The 16,514-nt window shown below is 58.9% G+C and carries 11 protein-coding genes; 5 read left to right on the top strand and 6 right to left on the bottom strand.

The window, feature by feature from the left end:
* Positions 1–3 precede the first annotated feature (3 nt).
* The 6 genes from tssM to ACQY7U_RS21715 are packed head-to-tail and all read right to left on the bottom strand — an operon-like array spanning position 4 to position 10,948.
* Positions 4–3,654: a type VI secretion system membrane subunit TssM gene (gene tssM, locus ACQY7U_RS21690; protein ID WP_428649221.1), complete on the bottom strand. Its 3,651-nt coding sequence runs from the start codon at positions 3,652–3,654 to the stop codon at positions 4–6.
* A 38-nt stretch (positions 3,655–3,692) separates the two neighbouring features.
* The gene (icmH, locus tag ACQY7U_RS21695) at positions 3,693–5,291 is read right to left on the bottom strand and encodes a type IVB secretion system protein IcmH/DotU (protein ID WP_428649224.1); all 1,599 of its coding nucleotides are present in this window, start codon (positions 5,289–5,291) and stop codon (positions 3,693–3,695) included.
* Positions 5,291–6,625 (bottom strand): type VI secretion system baseplate subunit TssK, encoded by a 1,335-nt coding sequence (tssK, locus tag ACQY7U_RS21700; RefSeq protein ID WP_428649227.1) that lies wholly within the window; start codon positions 6,623–6,625, stop codon positions 5,291–5,293. The genes icmH and tssK overlap by 1 nt, the downstream gene beginning before the upstream one ends.
* A gap of 59 nt (positions 6,626–6,684) precedes the next feature.
* Complete coding sequence (gene tagH, locus ACQY7U_RS21705; RefSeq protein ID WP_428649229.1) at positions 6,685–8,457, bottom strand: type VI secretion system-associated FHA domain protein TagH; 1,773 nt, start codon at positions 8,455–8,457, stop codon at positions 6,685–6,687.
* A gap of 22 nt (positions 8,458–8,479) precedes the next feature.
* Entirely contained in the window at positions 8,480–9,076 is a 597-nt protein-coding gene (locus ACQY7U_RS21710) for a DUF6931 family protein (protein ID WP_428649231.1), read from the bottom strand.
* Between the two features lie 45 nt (positions 9,077–9,121).
* Positions 9,122–10,948 carry a type VI secretion system Vgr family protein gene (locus tag ACQY7U_RS21715; RefSeq protein WP_428649234.1) on the bottom strand — a complete coding sequence of 609 codons (1,827 nt, stop codon included), beginning with the start codon at positions 10,946–10,948 and terminating at the stop codon, positions 9,122–9,124.
* A 392-nt stretch (positions 10,949–11,340) separates the two neighbouring features.
* On the opposite strand from ACQY7U_RS21715, the gene ACQY7U_RS21720 reads away from it, so the two are divergent.
* From ACQY7U_RS21720 to ACQY7U_RS21740, 5 genes are all read left to right on the top strand, one after another.
* On the top strand, positions 11,341–12,039 hold the full coding sequence (locus ACQY7U_RS21720) for an OmpA family protein (RefSeq protein WP_428649237.1): 699 nt from the start codon (positions 11,341–11,343) through the stop codon (positions 12,037–12,039).
* A gap of 63 nt (positions 12,040–12,102) precedes the next feature.
* Positions 12,103–13,386, top strand: coding sequence for an ImpA family type VI secretion system protein (locus ACQY7U_RS21725; protein WP_428649239.1), 1,284 nt, complete (start codon positions 12,103–12,105; stop codon positions 13,384–13,386).
* Positions 13,387–13,675: 289 nt separating this feature from the next.
* Positions 13,676–14,230 (top strand): type VI secretion system contractile sheath small subunit, encoded by a 555-nt coding sequence (tssB, locus tag ACQY7U_RS21730; RefSeq protein ID WP_428649242.1) that lies wholly within the window; start codon positions 13,676–13,678, stop codon positions 14,228–14,230.
* Positions 14,231–15,754 carry a type VI secretion system contractile sheath large subunit gene (tssC, locus tag ACQY7U_RS21735; RefSeq protein WP_428649245.1) on the top strand — a complete coding sequence of 508 codons (1,524 nt, stop codon included), beginning with the start codon at positions 14,231–14,233 and terminating at the stop codon, positions 15,752–15,754. It begins immediately after the preceding gene.
* Between the two features lie 207 nt (positions 15,755–15,961).
* Positions 15,962–16,447: an Hcp family type VI secretion system effector gene (locus ACQY7U_RS21740; RefSeq protein ID WP_428649248.1), complete on the top strand. Its 486-nt coding sequence runs from the start codon at positions 15,962–15,964 to the stop codon at positions 16,445–16,447.
* The last annotated feature ends 67 nt before the right edge of the window (positions 16,448–16,514 follow it).

The following is a 16,514-nucleotide window of genomic DNA, read 5'->3' on the forward strand; positions in this document are numbered from 1 at the left end:
GGATCAAAAACTCGTCGGGCAGGTGAAGTCCTTCACGGAGGACAGGAAAAACGGGTTTGGTTTCGATCTGAGGGTAATCGTGAAGGCGACCTGCCGACCACCCAGGGTCTTGCGGATCACGAACTTGTTGGGATCCGAACTGACCCGGTTGGCCTGGATGAAACGGTAGAACGCCCAGTCACCATGTATCTCCTGACGAGACCGGTATCCGGGCACCTCCGGCTGGATCACCAGAACCACCCTCGGTGTCGCGGTGTTGCTCGGCCAATCAAAGCTCGCAGGCAACGGTTCGATATCCGCATTGAAACCCGGTCCGCGCGTCACCAGAACCAGATTTCCGTTCACCTCGAGGCTAGCCGCGTCAGCCTGCTGGGACAATGCCCGCGGCACGACCTGCAATCCGACCGAAGGAAAGGCATTGCCCGTCGGAAAGAAAGCCTGCCTGATGAGTTCAGCCCGTTCGAACTGGCGCAATGTGGCGTTCGACAGCCGGTCCTTTTGCGCGACTTCCGGTTTCCAGCTCCACGGCCTTGAAGACGTATCGACCAGCGCCTTCAAGTTATCGTCGAAGAAGCGTTGCATGATGCCGGTGGGCGAGAACAACTTGGCAAAGTCCGTCATGGCGACTTCGGACCGGTTGTTCGTGAAGGGGTACTTTCTCAGAACAATCCGCTGACACTCGCCGACCACCTGCGACTTCAGTTTTTCATTCAACTGCGTGATGGACGTTTCCTTGAATTCCTCGTCGAACTCCTTCGCGGCCTGCAAAATGAGTTTGTCGAAGGGATTTGGGAAACGCGTGGCGTTGCTTCGAAGGAGAGATGCCTGGATCTGGACGTTGGAATTCGCCGTTTCACTTTGAACCGGGTTGTTGGCAACGACCAGCAGGTTGTCGAGGATGTTCTTGAAATTCACGAGCAAGGCATCGATCTTGCGATTGTTTTCACCTTCCACCAGTACATGATAGGGCCGGAAGTGATCCTCGATCGCCTTCCCCGGGATGATGGCAGGCCCGCCTCCGCCGCCAAGAGCGTCGAGCGCTCCCGATGCGCCACCCGGTGCGAGCACTTTCAACCCGGCTTCGAGACCGATACGTTTGAGACCGCCGGATGAATCCAGCACATAACGCTGGAACACTTTCTGGGCTGCTTCCGCTCCGGCATCTTTCGCGCTTCCGGAAGCAACTCCACCGAGCCCTTCGGTGGAAACGTCCTGCGTCAGCAGTGTTTCGTTGCGAATGCTTTCTAGGAGCTGCACCACCGGTGACGTCGGTGCCGAGACCGCCTGCAACGTGGTATAGAGCGGCTTGTCTGCGCGCATGGACTTGAACTTGAGATTGCTGAGCGCCTCTTCCCAGGTATCTATGTAGTCCTTCGTGTAAAGGGCCAGGATCTCACCCGGAAGTGTCTGGTACTGGTCGGCGAAGGCATCGGCTTCACCGATGTCACCGAAGACCCAATTGTCACGCTCCAGTTCTTCCCGGATACCAGCCAGGTTCGGCAGGACCGACAGGTGAAAGCCGGGATAGGTGAAAAACTTGTCGACCCGTACCGTATCGAGCGTGTCGCCATTCACCGTTTCGAAAACGGTCACCATGTCCGGACCGCCCCGCTGTTCGGCAATCCAGTCCTCGCTTGCCAGCCCCTTCGCCCGGGACTTGAGCAAGGCGTAGCCGCGCTCCGCAAGGCTGACCCTGGCCAGCTCGCGCTGCACCTCCGCGACAAGAACGCCATCGAGCTGACTTGTCAGGACGTTGCCGCCGAAATCGAGATCGAGCATGGCAGCGACATGATTGTTGAGCTCATTGCGCAAGAGCTCCGCCTGCGGTCCCGGGAAACTTTGCAGGAAGTCCGCCCGGAAGGAGTTCTTGATCTGCTCCTTGTCGATTTCCGGTGCGTCACCGGCGACCATCCGGTAGAGCTTTGCAAGATTGTACAGAGTATCGATATCCTGCCCACCCGGCCCCGTGCGGTTGTCGAGAACATCTGTCATCTGTTCCTCGATCCTGAGGATCAGGCGCGGACGCAGCAGGCGTTCAAGACCGCTGCGGTAGGATGTTACGCCAGCGGCTTCCAGCCGCTCGCGCTGACTGAGACCGAATTTCTCCATCCACGGTGTCGGGTCGTTGCGGCTGTCATAGCCAACCGGCAGTCCCCGCAGCAGCGACAGGAGGTAAGCCGTGTCGCGCAAGCTATCATCGCGCACGATCCGTTGATCCAGCACCCCCTCGCCTTCTGCCCTGACCGCGGCCACGGCTTTTGCCGTTTCATCGATCAGTGCCCGGTTGTTGACGTAGCTGATGCCCCAAAGACTGCCGAGACCGATCGTGACCAGCGCAATGGCAGCGAAAGCTGCAATACGGCCGGCGGTTGCCATGCGAACGGCCTGGCGGTTGTGCGTAACCCAGCCGGCCTCCCCGATGATCACCTTGGTCAGAAGATCCTTCAGAAAGTAGCTCTTGCCCTGACCGGACAAGGCAGCGGCCTGATAAGCCGTACCGAAAGCCTGGCTCATGGAACCGATGACCCGGTCGATGGCAGTTCCCGTCTGGGTACCGGAGGTGAAATAGAATCCGCGCAGAACCGCGTTCGGATAGTAGCGGCTCGGCTCGAAGACGGCGTTCAAAAAACCGGTCACCCGGTCCCTGAGCGCTGCGACCTGCGTCGGGAAGCCGTAGAGCATCAGGCGTGCACGCGGATCCGGTTCTTCCTGCAGCCGATCGGCCATTTCCTCGTTCAGCCGCTCGACCAGAAGATCGAATTCCGTCGGGGATTCCGCGACCATGTTCTTCGTTTTTTCTCGGGTCTGGAAGGTCGCACCCCAGACCAGATTGCGGCGGCTTTCCGGATAGGAGCCGAAGAACTCCATGAAACCGGCAATCGTGTCCGCCTTGGTGAAGATCACATAGACCGGAAAATCGATCTTGAGCGTCTTGTAGAGTTCGATCAACCGGCTCCGGATTGCATCCGTGTGGAGTTTCAGTTCCTCGTCCGAAAGGGTCATCAGGTCTTCAAGGCTGATGGACACCATGACGCCATTGACCGGTTGACGGGGCCGGGCCTTGCGCAGGATGTTCAGAAATCCGAGCCAGGCCTCCCGGTCGTGTTCCGCGTCCGAATCCTGGGTGGTGTAACGGCCGGCTGTGTCGATCAGAACCGCGTTTTCCGCAAACCACCAGTCGCAGTAGCGTGTGCCCCCCAGTCCTTCCAGTTTCTGGGCTTCGCCCTTTCCCCTGGAGTTGGCGAACTTCAGCCCGGAATGCATGAGCGCCGTTGTCTTGCCCGCACCCGGCGGTCCGATCATGAGATACCAGGGCAGATCGTAAAGGTAGGTACGCGCGCTTCCGCTGGAGGTCTTCAGCGTCTTCAGCGCATCCTTCATGCGTTCCGACAGGATTTGAAGGTCTTCGTCGCTCGCCTTGGGCTGCAGGATCTCCCGCTCAAGTGCCCGGTTGGCGGCAATGCGCTTGTAGATCCGGTAGGCCGTCCAGCCGCCGATCGTCAATAAAATGAACAGGGCGAGAGTAAGCCGCACCCAGAGCGGTTCGAACGGACGTACACCGGCAATTGACAGAAAGGGCCCGCCTAACCAGATCAGGGCGATCAGGGCGAGAATGCCAATCAGAATTGCCGATATTCCGAGCCAGAATTTCATTGCGTTTGCCTTATTCTGTTATTGCCCCGGACCAAAAATCAATTGTCGATCACCAACCCCTTTGGGGGCGGTTTCAGAAATACTTCGACGCGCCGGTTGAGCGCCTTGCCTTCCCGCGAGGTGTTGGGAGCGATAGGTTCGTCCGCACCGCGCCCCTCCACCGACACACGGTCAGGATTTTGAAGGATCGACTGCATGACGGCCGCCACGGATTTCGCCCGCTCGACCGACAAGTGCCAGTTGGTCGGGAAACGCGGATTGTTGCGGATCGGGTCGCTGTCCGTATGGCCGACAACCAGAATTTCCCCGTCCACTTTTTCCAGCGTCCTGCTGACCTGTTCGACCAGCAGCTGGAATTCCGGTCTGAGCGTCGCTGCGGCCACGTCGAATTGTGCTCTCATGCGCAGCATGATCGCCGGACCGGCCTGCTGGATTTCCAGGCCGTCTATTCCGGCAAGTTCATCGGAGACCGTGTCGATGGTAGCGTCCTCTGCCGGCGGCGGCGGCGGCGGCGGTTTTGGCTGATACCCTTCGCGGGCCAATTCGATGGGTCCGGTCGGATACAGAGCGGCCGCCCGGCTGGCCAGGACTTCACTGCCGCTCGACAGGAGCAGCATCAGCGTCACATATCCTCCAAGCAGCAGCGCGCCCGCAACGGCGGCCACCGCCCAGATGGGGACCGAAAAGCCGCTGCGTCGTTGCAGCAGTTCCAGTCCGCGCCAGTGGGGCGACAGGTCGTCTCCCGGGCGGGGCCGGACACGCCGCAGGATTTCATGCAGATCGCGTCGTTCGCGCTCAAGCCCCTGCTGCCCGCCCTGAATGGCTCTGTACTTGCCGTAAAACCCCAGCGACAGGCAAGCGTGCATGACTTCCAGAACGCCGTAGTTCCGGCCGGGATCCTGCTTGGCCTTTTCAAGGAGCTGGAAGAACTCGACACCGCCGGTCGCCTGCCCGAAAAACTGGGTCAGCATCGAATATTGCGTCCACTGGTGACGTCCGGAAGACGGCAGGTTCTGGACGATATCATCGGAGGTTGCGCACAGCGCATAGGCAGCCGAACGAATCTGCTCGTCGGTGATGCCTGCATCGCGCAGATCTTTTTCGAACGTCTTGATGGAACTGTAGACGTCGCGCATCAGGGCATCGAACTGGGCATCCGTCATCGTGAGATGGAGACGTCCAAGCAACAGCAGCAGCGGCGCAGCGGCACGTGAAATGGGATTTCTGTTTGCCACCCGGATCTGGTTGATGTCGGGTGTATGGGCAAGTTGCCCGGCGCCCTGCTGCGGGACCGGTCCGGGACCGGCGCCTTGAGGCGGCGGCACAGGCTGTTGTGGCGGTGGTGTCCTGATGTCCGGCGCTTCCTGTTGGCCGTAGGAATAACCGGCCGGCGTTGGCGCATAGGGATCCCGTCCGCCACCCCCGCCGCCACTCTGCCAGGGGTCGGGCGTACCCGAAGGGCCCCGTTGCGGCGGCGGCGGCGCTGGCGGTGTTTGTTGAGGCGGCGCAGGTGGCTGACCGGACGTGTCCGGCGGGCCGCCTTGTTGCGTTTCGCTCCACCGCCCCCCCGGATTGGGCCTGACGATGGTTTTTCCCTTGCGCTTGGAAACGCCGAAGGGATCGTCGTTGTCCGGCATCAGCGTCCCTCCCTGATCGCGTAGAATTCAAGCTGCAAGTCCGGCCAGTTGCCGGAAAATTGCAGCCCGATTGCCGAATCCTGACTGAACTCCCGCCACAGCGGCGTGGTCTTGTCGAGCCTGAAGTAGACGCGGTCGGTCAACGCACGGATCTGTGCGGGCGGAACCGGCATATGAATCAGCGGGATGCCCGGCAGGTTGGAATAAACGATCTGGCGCATCTGGCCGAAAGGGCCAACCTTGAAGAGCCGCGGAAACTCGTTCTGGATTTCGGTCAATGGCCTGCGGGCCGCTACCTCGATGACGAAGCTTGCCTGAGCAAACAGGTTGCGGTCGACGATCGTCGACTTGAAGGCATTCGGGGCCAATTGTTCCAGAGGCAGGCGGATGGCGCGCCGGTCATAACCGGCCGACAGGAACGCCTGGATATCGGCAAGCAGGGGTTTGAAGATATCATGCAGCTTGTCGTGATCGTAGACCGGATAGTTGCGCGCACGCCGTTCGTCGGTCGCGAAAGTTGCCAGTTCGCCCGCGAGCTGCAGAAATTCCTGGTAGAGCCGCTCGGGATGAATATACGCCGACTTTCTCAGATGCATCAGCATCGGGTGGGTGCGGTTCAACAGCTGCAAGGTCAGATAGTCGAAATTCTGCAATCCGCCTCCGGCCGATGTATCGGCCGCGTAGCGGGCCAATTCACTGAGTTTGCGTTCGACCCAGCCGATGACGGAATCGATCCAGCCCGTCACCACCGGATGCACATGACAGGCGAGGACAGGAGGCGCGAAAGTGCCGTCCGTTATGACGATACGGTCCTTGATTTCCGTAATACGGGCAACGGGAAGACACACTTGCCCCGGATGAGGGGTCGAGCGGATGGAATACATCAAACGTGGATGGGCCACGTCGATTTCCTCTTCCTGACGGACGGCCGAAGTTGAATCGATGATGGTTTCCCGGCCCTGAATGTATCGCGTCGCCGCGTCTTCGCGTCCATTGGCGACTTCCACTGCATTGACCGTCGTCTCGGGTATCCCGAGCCATACGATCTGTCCGGCCGCGTCCTCCGGAACGTCGATCGCCGGCGGCGGCGTCCCATCGGCCGGAAAGTTGAACACGGTTCCGTCCGGGAAAATGCCACGGCCATAGCGAAGTGCGAACCGGCATTGCTGACCGACATCCTGGTCGATTTCGACTTCCGAGAACCCCCAGGGGTAGGGAGACGCAAGCCTGATCCGTTCATCCAGCAAATGCTCCGCATAGCGGTCGCTTTGCTGAAGATGGTGCGGCCGCAAAAACAGGCCTTCGGTCCATGCAACCTTGCTATACCAGGACATTAAGGCATCGCTCCCTTATCCAATCGGCGCCAAAACGCCTTTCGATCTTTCAAAACGTCTTAATCAGGATTTCCGGGGCTCTGCTCCGGATCATCGCTGGAGAGTTCTTCATAGCTTTCCGTGAAATACTGAGTAAAAACACCGACCAGGCCGTCATCATAGGCTCCCGTCAGGGATGCCCATCGTTCCTGTATCCGCTCCCATAGTTTCGCCTTCTGATTTCCGAAGGTGCTTTTGGCAACCTGTCCTTCCTCCTCGATCGCCTTCGGGGACAGCGTATCATCAAACCGCGCCGCCGCCTTCTGCATGGCCGCATAAGTCCAGACATGATGTTTCTGGATATCCTTGAAGGCGGCATTCATCGCCTTGCCGAAAGGCAGGTAACCGCTGTCCTCGGCATTCTGCGAAAACATCGTCTGCAAGGCCATCTGAGGCGTTGGCGAAAATTTCAACGCGTTGTTGCCGCTCCGGCTGATCAGGGTCCGGTTTGCATTGCGCGTCATCGCCTTGACCTGGCTTCGGGCCTGGAGGAGACCCATAAGATCATCAGTAACCCCTTGAACTATCGTACCAAGCTCCCTGGCAAATTCTTCCGGATCGCGTCCCTCGAGGACGCTTTGCGGAATACCGGCGCCCTCGGCGAACGCCTTGATGAAGTCCACGCCAGCGCCCGGTGCCTGACCCGTTCCGGCCACGTCGCCGGACACGGGCGCATCCACATTGACAGGCTGGGTTACAGGTGCGGCAACCGCAGGAGCCGCCTCCGAAACTGCCTTGTCTTCCGGCAGAGTCAAGTCACCGGGTTCTACCTGTTCCTCCGTTTCGGAAGCGGCCGGTTCGGGGGCTGCCGGTTCAACGGGCGGTTCGCCCCAGGCGCCGGGTTCCGGAAACGGTGAAGAGGCCTGCACGTCCGGTCCGGAGGGCCCGGAGAGCGGACGAGCGGGAGTTTGCGGCTCCGGGTTCTGCGTTGCCGTTTCCTGTGAAGCCTTTGCCTCGCTGCCGAGATCCGGCATGGCAAACAGGGGTTGTTCCGGCTCCGGCACCGTTTCGCCTTGTGACAGGAACGGAGACGCACTGCCGGACCCCGGCGGGGGCTGCATCGGTGCAGACTGTTGCGAGGGCGTGTGCATCAAATCAGGCTGGTTGGCCAGATGATCAAGCGGATCGGCCCGCGCCGGTCTGGCAGTCTCTCTTTCCGGTTGCTGTGCATTCGGATCGTAAAGGGACGGATCGGCATTGCCCCAACCGTGCCCCTGGCGGCTCCAGACATCGTCTTCAGGCGTTCCGATACCGGGTGCCGAGGACGGCGGGGCATGCCGCCCTTCCATTCCGGCTGTCGGGGAAGCCCAAGGTCCCCCCTGGTCCGGCGCCGGATATGGGGCCTGCTGCGCGGGAGCCGGTGCCGACGGCCAGGCCGGCCCTGTTGCAGGCGGTGGTGGGGACGCCGGGCTTTGCCACATCGGCTCCTGCGGCTGGACCGGTGCCTGCGGGGCCAAGCCGGCACCAGCGCCCTGATCCGCTTCAAGTGTCACGGAAATGATGTAATCGCCGATCATCAACCGGTCACCGGACCGCAGAACTTGCGCCTTGTCCATGCGGTTCGGACTACCGTTCAGAAATGTTCCGTTCGTGGAGATGTCGTAGAGAACGAAATTTCCATCTTCGAAACGCACTTCGCAGTGTTTGCCGGAGATGACGCGCTGGGGATCCGGCAGGCTCCAGTCGAGATGTTCGTGCCGCCCGATATCAAATCCCCGGTCGGCGCAGCTATAGGACACCTGTCCGCCGGTCTCGAGCCGATCGACATTCTCGATCTGCAGCGTTATTCGCATTCCCACCAGTCCTCCGGTTGGTTCAAGACGAGGCTGGCGCCCGTCCCTTCACACTTACAACAGGCATTTTGCCACCTTCCGCGAAGGACAATCCCGCCGCCAGGCAGGACTTCACCGCTTCCTGTCTCGTCTCCGGTTCCTGCCCGCAAACGGCGAAAAGCACTGCCGCATTCACAGCCTTGGCAGTCAGGTCTTCCGGCACCTCCACCCGGTAGTCCGGGTTCGGAGACAGAGACCCGCCGGACCAGCCCGCCGCGAGGCCTATCCAGGCCGATGCGCTGTCCTTCCTGGCCGCTTCGGCGGCCTCACGGACGGCAGTACGCGCTTCCTCATCCCCGTCACGGACCCAGATTTCGGTCAGGGAAAGGACGGTCCGCTCCTGTTCGCTCGCTCCGCCGTCGAGGCCGGCAACGCAATTATACCCCCACCAGACGGCTTCGCGCTTGGGTAAAACATGCGCAAAATACGCGAGGGCGGCAAACGGATCATCTCCCTCCTGCAGCTCAAGCACGTAGTCTTGCGGAGTGACGTCCGACCTTGGCTCACGAACCGTTTCCGACAGCTCGGGATAGGTATCAAAAACCTGTTTTGCCCTTGTGAACCGGATACGTGATCCCATCGTTTTACTCCAAAACCTTATCTTGGCGCTGCAAACCAACTGGAATCAGTTGATCAGAACAAGTCCGCCTTTCAGCGTCAATATCGCGCTACCGCTCACTGTCGTCATCATCGACTTGGCGTTGAGAGACATTTTGGCGTTGATGTCGATCATCGGTGAATCGATTTTGATCTGACCTGGCGTCATGACGATCGAGCTGGCGCCGCAAATGAACTCGATCTTGGTACCGGCCGTCACCTTCCAGGTCTTGCCGATCGTCTCCGTCGTATTGTTCCCAACCTTCTCGGTACGGTCGACATCAATCTTCGTATCCCGACAGTTTTTGACATGAAGGGTCTCGTCATTTTCGATGACGGTATTCATGTCCTTCTGCGCGTGGACGCCAATCTCCTCCTGGCCCTTGGTGTCGTCCATGACGAACTCGTTGTAACCGCCGCCACCGACCGTGGAATCGGACTTGATCCCGGCCTTGTTCTTCTGTCCGGGAAGTTCATACGGCGGCATGTTGTCCGCATTGTAGACCGTACCAATAACAATAGGCTTGTCGGGGTCACCTTCCAGGAACTGGACAATCACTTCCTGGCCAACACGGGGAATATAGATCCCGCCCCAGCCGGGACCCGACCAGACCTGCGCAACCCGAACGCGGCGCGACTGGGTATTGTCTCGGTCCCAGTGGAATTCGACCATGATCTGACCGTATTCATCCACGTCGATCTCCCCCTGCCCGACGACCTTGGCCGTCTGCGGACCGGGAATACGGGGCTTTCGGGTCACTGCCGGCGTTCTGAAGGGAATGTCGGAAGCCAGGACATCATAGGTGCCCGTATAGGCCTCGCCCTGGGAGCCGCTGTCTCCCGTCCGGTACTGTTCCGTGATGATCTGATGGCTCGCCCGGACGATCAGGTATTCCCTGTTCTGCGGTCCGTGCGGGTGGTCAGTCAGTGTGAAGAGGCCACCGGCATAGAACCGGGGCACCTCACCGGCCGTTTCGATCCGTTTGTCGGCAGCCTGTTCCGCTTCCAGGCGAATGGTGCTGAAGGTGGTTCCCTTGTCCTTCTCCGTGTAGCGGCCCGGATAGTCATAACTTTCCAGGGACCCGGCACGGTAGGCGGCCCCGGCCTCCCGGTCCGCCTCCAGAGACGCTCCGGGTTTCTCGAAATCGTAATCGTTGACGGCGAATTTCCCCGTCCTGAATTTCCGGCTCGGTATCCAGTGATAGATGTGTTCCTCCTTCCGCTGGTTGTCTCCACCAAGAGGGATGAACGGGATAGTCGAGTTTCCGGTGATCGCCCTGTGCGAAGAGATCGCATCCGCGAGGATCATCGTGTGCTTGCCGTCGTCGTATTCGAAGAAATAGGAGATCCCGAATTCTTCCATCAGCCGGCAGCAGAAGTCGTAGTCTGATTCCCGATACTGAACACAATAATGGATCTGGTCGTAACTCCCCGTGAGCTTGTCTCTGAAATCGGCAAAGTCATGGTCGCCAAGCACTTCGGAAATGATTTCGGGTGCCGTTTTGTCCTTGAATATCCGGCAGTTGGAATTCTTGGTCAGCAGCCAGAACCAGGAGCGCAGGGTCAGGCGATAAACATAATAGGCATCCCGGTGGCCGAGCCATTTGGAATCGGTCAGCAGGCCGTCGAAATAGCGGGTATCACCGTTGTTGGTGACAACCTTTACGGTCATGTTGGTTGCAATGGCCTGGTCGAAGTTCAGGTCTTCCTCCTGGCTGACAACCTCCAGGCGAATTTCGAAGTCGTCGCTGATGCCCTCGTCGCACTCAACGGTCACGATCGAAAGCACATCCTGGCCAAAAACCGATTTGAGCTCGGCCATCCGGTGCGTTTGTGAAAGTTGTCCCTGGGCCACGAAATTCTCCTCAGAAAGACTGCGGGTTCCTGACAATGACAGCCAGATGATTGCTACGAACCGGATTCTTATGGCGTTTCCGGCGAAAATAATGTGCTTAACAACACAATTGTTGCAAATACTTTCACCGCCCTCGGCACCAAAACACGTATTGCCCGGCGGATTACGCGGCTGCGCCGCCATCATCGAACGCATTTGAGTCGTCATTTCAGCGATTCAGCGACGTCACCTCCCTTCCTAACCTCTTGCTTCTGCGAAATAATACGACATACTGATATCAAACCGCAGTTTAGTGACTTTCGCCACACTATTATTCTGAAGATATGGCACGATGAATTTCGAAGCCCATTGCAACAAAGCATTCGAACACTCCACGAGGGAGGATTGATATCGTGACCCAGACCAACCGAAACGAGCGAATGAATTCCAGTCACTCGCAGTTTGCCCGCCTCTTTGCAGCGACCGTCTTGTCGCTGAGTCTCGTCGGCCTGTCCGGCGCCCTTAGTTCCGCCTCGGCCCAGGACCCGACCTATTCCGCAGAGGACGTGAGCAAGCATTTCAAGAAGCTCAAGACCCGATCCCTGGCACCGTCAGGAACGAGCCGCGCGCTGTGCATCGGCACCCGTGATGAATGCAACCCCAACGCCAACAAGGAAGGTGGCGGCCAGGTCGCCGTCACGCCTGAAGGCGCGGGCAATGCCGACGCAACATCGGAACAGACCCTTGTTGTCGACCCGGAGACCAAGGCCATCGACGCAGGTTTCAACCTGCTGGTCTCCTTCGAGTATGCATCCGCCCGTCTCAGCCCGTCCGCCAAGGCCAACCTGCGTGAATTCGCTAGAGGCATTTCCGATCCGGATCTGGCGGGAGCGACGTTCCTGATTGAAGGCCACACAGACGGCATCGGGTCTCAGACCTACAACCAGCGCCTGTCGGAAGATCGCGCGACCGCGGTTACCGAATTTCTCGTTTCTCTGGGCGTGAGCCGGAACCAGTTGAAGACTGTCGGCTACGGCAAGACGCGTCCGATGGTTGCCGATGTCAACGACCCGGCCAACCGCCGCGTGGAAAGCAAGCTGGTCGCTCAATAAGGCCAGGAATGACAATAGGACCAGCCGGCCACAAGCCGGCTGGGTCCGGGCTGGGGAGCATCTATGAGTTTTGAACCGGAGATCTATGGGACCGAGATTGCACCCGGCGCGGGATGCGGCCCGGACCTTTACGATACCGAGCCCGCCTTCGCGGCACTTATGGATTCCTGCGAGGAACTGCTGCCGGAACGGTTCAGCGATTTTGATCGCTCGGAAATCGAATTTACCGATCTTTTCAAGCAGATGGACGGCTTCCTGAAGCAGTCCAGGGACTTGCGGCTTCTCATCATTCTAGCCCAGTTCAGCCTGTTGAACGGGCAACTTCACCAGTTTGCGAATGCGGTCCGCATTATTCGCCGCCTCGTCGAAAATCACTGGGACGAGGTTCAGCCTCTCGACGCCGACTTCGACCACATGGAACGGATGGGTGTCCTGGAGGCGCTCAACAACCGCCCCACCGTCGTCCTGCCGCTCGAAGCAGCCCCTCTCCTGAAGACTCGCAGAAGCGGTCCCATAAGCTACCGCGCCATTCAAATTGCCGCCGGCAACGCGACCGCGCGGCCTGACGAACACACGATTTCTCTCGGAGCCATCGAGGCGGCCCTGACATCCGGCGAATTGGAGCAGGACGCCATTGACGAGGTTCTTACCGACCTTTCCGAACTTCCCGAAGAACTCGAAACCATCTCCAGGGTGTGCACGGAAAAGCTGAAAGAAAGCGAGGCCAAGTCCACACCGCCGGACTACGAGGCGCTCTGCACGCTCCTCAAGGAGATGACAACCGATCTGAACCTGCGCCTGGGGCGTCTTTCGGCCGAGGACGTGGAGGAAAGCGACGCCGCTTCAAAAGAGGAGGCCGGAACGGGCCCCGACCAGGGAACAACTCCACAGGCAGATATCCGCAACGCGGCACAGGCGAAACTGATTCTGGACGCCGTCGAGGATTACTTCGCGTCCCGCGAACCCTCACATCCCGCGCTCTTTCTGGTACGCGAAGCACGCGGCCTGGTCGGCAAATCCTATCTGGATGCCCTCAAGATCTTGATGCCGCGCAGGTTCGACGACGTTGCTCTGCTGCTCGGCACCAGCGGCCTCCAACTTTCCAACGACCGGCTGATCGATCTCAACGACGGAGACGACAAGGATCTCGGAGACATCGAGGATTTTTCCGTTTTGGTCATCGAAAACCGAAATGACGCCATGAAGGGCATTGCGGCCGTGAAAGGCTATTATTCGGCAAATGAGCCTACCAGCCCCATACCGCTGCTTCTGGATGAAGCCCAGAACATGAGCTCGGGTTCCTTTACGGGACTGCTCAATCTTTTTCTCAGACCGGAAGAGGAATAAGGCTCAGCTTTGGATCCCACATCCTCCTTACCAAGAGTTCCCGTTGTTCTTCCTTGACTTGCAGGCTCAACGGGTCCTCAATAATCGGGTCCACGATATTTGAAAGAAATTCACCAAAGCCGCGAACCTGTGACTGTCGTCACTTCTCGCACTTCAACAATTGATTAAATAGAGATCAACGAGACAAGACGCAGCAACAAAATAAAAATAATAAAAAGAGGCCCTGCGTTAGTATTTGACTGTATTTGACCAAATGGCACCTTGGTCAAGGCAATGAAAGGCAAGTACGATGGCAAAAAATAGCGGGCAAAGCTTCATCAAGCGCAACAGACCCCCGCGGGTCCATATCTTCTACGAGGATCCGTTTGATGCGGAGGAGAAGGTGGAACTGCCCTTCGTCATGGGGGTCATGGCCGATCTTTCCGGTGACAGCCCGGGAGTCGAGAAGCCCGACATCGATGATCGCAAGCTTCTCGACATCGACATGGACAATTTCTCGAAACGGATGGAGGCCATCGAGCCCGGCACGTCGTTCACCGTGAAGGACCGCCTTTCCGGCGATGACGATACGAAGATGAGCGTCCAGCTCCGGTTCAAGAGCATGGATGACTTCACGCCCGGCAAGGTTGCCGAACAGGTCCCGGCTCTGAAGAAGCTTCTTGATGCGCGCCGCAGTCTTGCTGCCCTGCGCACCATGATGGACGGGCGGGTCCAAGCCATCAGCCAGCTCGAGGAGCTGACGCGCGACCCGGCCCTAATGCAGGCCCTTGCTCAGAAAATCGAAGCCGACAAGGCGCAATCGAAAGATGGTGCTGAAGACGGCGGCGACACGGAGGAGGCGTAAATGAGCAACACCGACACCAGCGCTCAAACCAGCGGCGCACCTGCCGGCGAAGTCGCGGGCGAAAAGAGCCCCGAGGAATTCGCTTCGATCCTGAAACAGAATTTTCGCATCAAGAGCGAGAACGATACCGCCAATGTTCTCGTCGACAACGCGATGTCGACTTTCCTTTCCGAAGCGCTTTCCGATCAGGCGCTGATCAAGGACGATGTCTACGACACCATCGACGAGATGATCGCCAAACTCGACGAGAAGCTGACGGCACAGGTAAACGAGATCATTCACGCACCGGAATTCCAGACGCTGGAAAGCGCCTGGCGCGGGCTGGACTATCTGGTTCACCAGTCGGAAACCGACGCCACGCTGAAACTGCAGTTCCTGAACATTTCAAAGAAGGAACTTGCAGGTGTCTTCAAGAGCTATCGCGGTGCCAAGTGGGACCAGAGCCCGCTGTTCAAGCAGATCTACGAAGCCGAATTCGGTCAGCTCGGCGGTCAGCCCTACGGCTGTCTCGTCGGTGACTACGAGTTCTCCTACGAGCCGCAGGACATCACCATTCTGCGCGGTATGGCCAAGATCTCCGCGGCGGCCCACGCGCCGTTCCTGGCGGCAGCCAATCCGCAACTGATGCAGATGGACAGCTGGACCGAACTTCCGGCCAAACGGGACCTGTCGAAAATTTTCGACACGGAAATCCACGCCCAGTGGCGAACCTTGCGGGAATCCGAAGACGCCCGGTATCTGGGTCTCACCCTGCCGCGCGTGCTCGCCCGCCAGCCTTATGGTGCAAAGTCAGACCCGGTCGAGGAATTCGCTTTCGAGGAAGAATTCGGCGAGAACAGCCACGAAAACTACGGCTGGATGAACTCGGCCTACGCCATGGCCGCGAACATCAACCGGGCGTTCAAGGAATACGGCTGGACGGTCAGGATCCGCGGCGTAGAAAGCGGCGGCCTTGTGGAAGAATTGCCGACCCATGTGTTCGAGACGGACGATGGCGGCGTCGATCAGAAGTGCCCTGCGGAAATCGCGATTTCCGATCGCCGGGAGCATGAAATCTCCCGCCTTGGCCTGATCCCGCTGATCCACCGCAAGAACACGGACCAGGCGGCCTTCCTGGGCGCACAGTCCGTGTTCAAGCCGAGGACCTTCTCCGGTCCGGACGGCAAGGACGCAACGGCTTCCGACAACCTGTCGGCCCGGTTGCCCTACATGTTCGCGACCACCCGCTTTGCCCATTACCTGAAGGTGATGGTGCGCAACAAGATCGGCTCAACCAAGGAAGCAGCTCAGCTGCAACGATGGTTGAACGACTGGATCATGGACTATGTGGACGGTGATCCGGACAATTCGACCGAGGAAACCAAGGCGCGCAAGCCGCTCCGGGAAGCCAAGGTCACTATTGTCGCCGACGAGGAAAATCCCGGTTACTACAGGGCTCAGTTCTTCCTCCGTCCGCATTATCAGCTGGAAGGCATGGACATCGGCATGAGCCTTGCCTCCCGCATTCCGCAGGACGCGAGCTGAATTGCGAAATTGCGTGACGGGCGGCACAGCCCGCCCGTCACACTGCATCCATAGTGGATGCATCCCGGGCTTACCGGGTGGAGGTACAAACAAGGTGCAGTCGCACCCAGGGGTTTGGACCGTCAGGTCCGAGGTAGTTGTCAGGAACAGCAGACATCTGGTCAGGCTGGAGGGCCTGACCGTCAACAACCAAGAGGATCTTTAGAAATGGCTGTCGATTTTTATCTGGAACTGGATGGAATCAAAGGTGAATCGCAGGACAAGACCCACAAGGACAAGATTGACGTCCTGTCCTGGTCCTGGGGTGCATCCCAGTCCGGCACCACCCACATGGGCTCTGGCTCCGGTTCCGGTAAAGTGCATTTTCAGGATCTGAGCATCACCAAATATGTCGACAAATCGACACCGGTGCTGCTGCAGCACATTTCCACCGGCAAGCACATTGCAAAGGGCACCCTGTTCGTGCGCAAAGCTGCCGGCGATAGCCCGCTTGAGTACATCAAGCTCGACATGAAGGACATCATCGTGACCAACGTGTCGACCGGCGGCAGCGGTGCGGACGACCGCATCACGGAAAGCGTCACCCTGAACTTCGGTGAGTACAAGTACATCTACACCGAACAGAAGCCGGACGGCTCAAAGGGTGCAGCTCCCGAATTTGCCTGGGACATTGCGGCAAACGAAAAGAAATAAGGCTCCAGCCTTTCCGGCTGCCGCTTCCGAGCGGCAGCCTTTTCCATTTGAAGCGGCCGGCGATCCC

It is taken from the genome of Roseibium sp., assembly GCF_050301095.1.
GTDB lineage: Bacteria > Pseudomonadota > Alphaproteobacteria > Rhizobiales > Stappiaceae > Roseibium.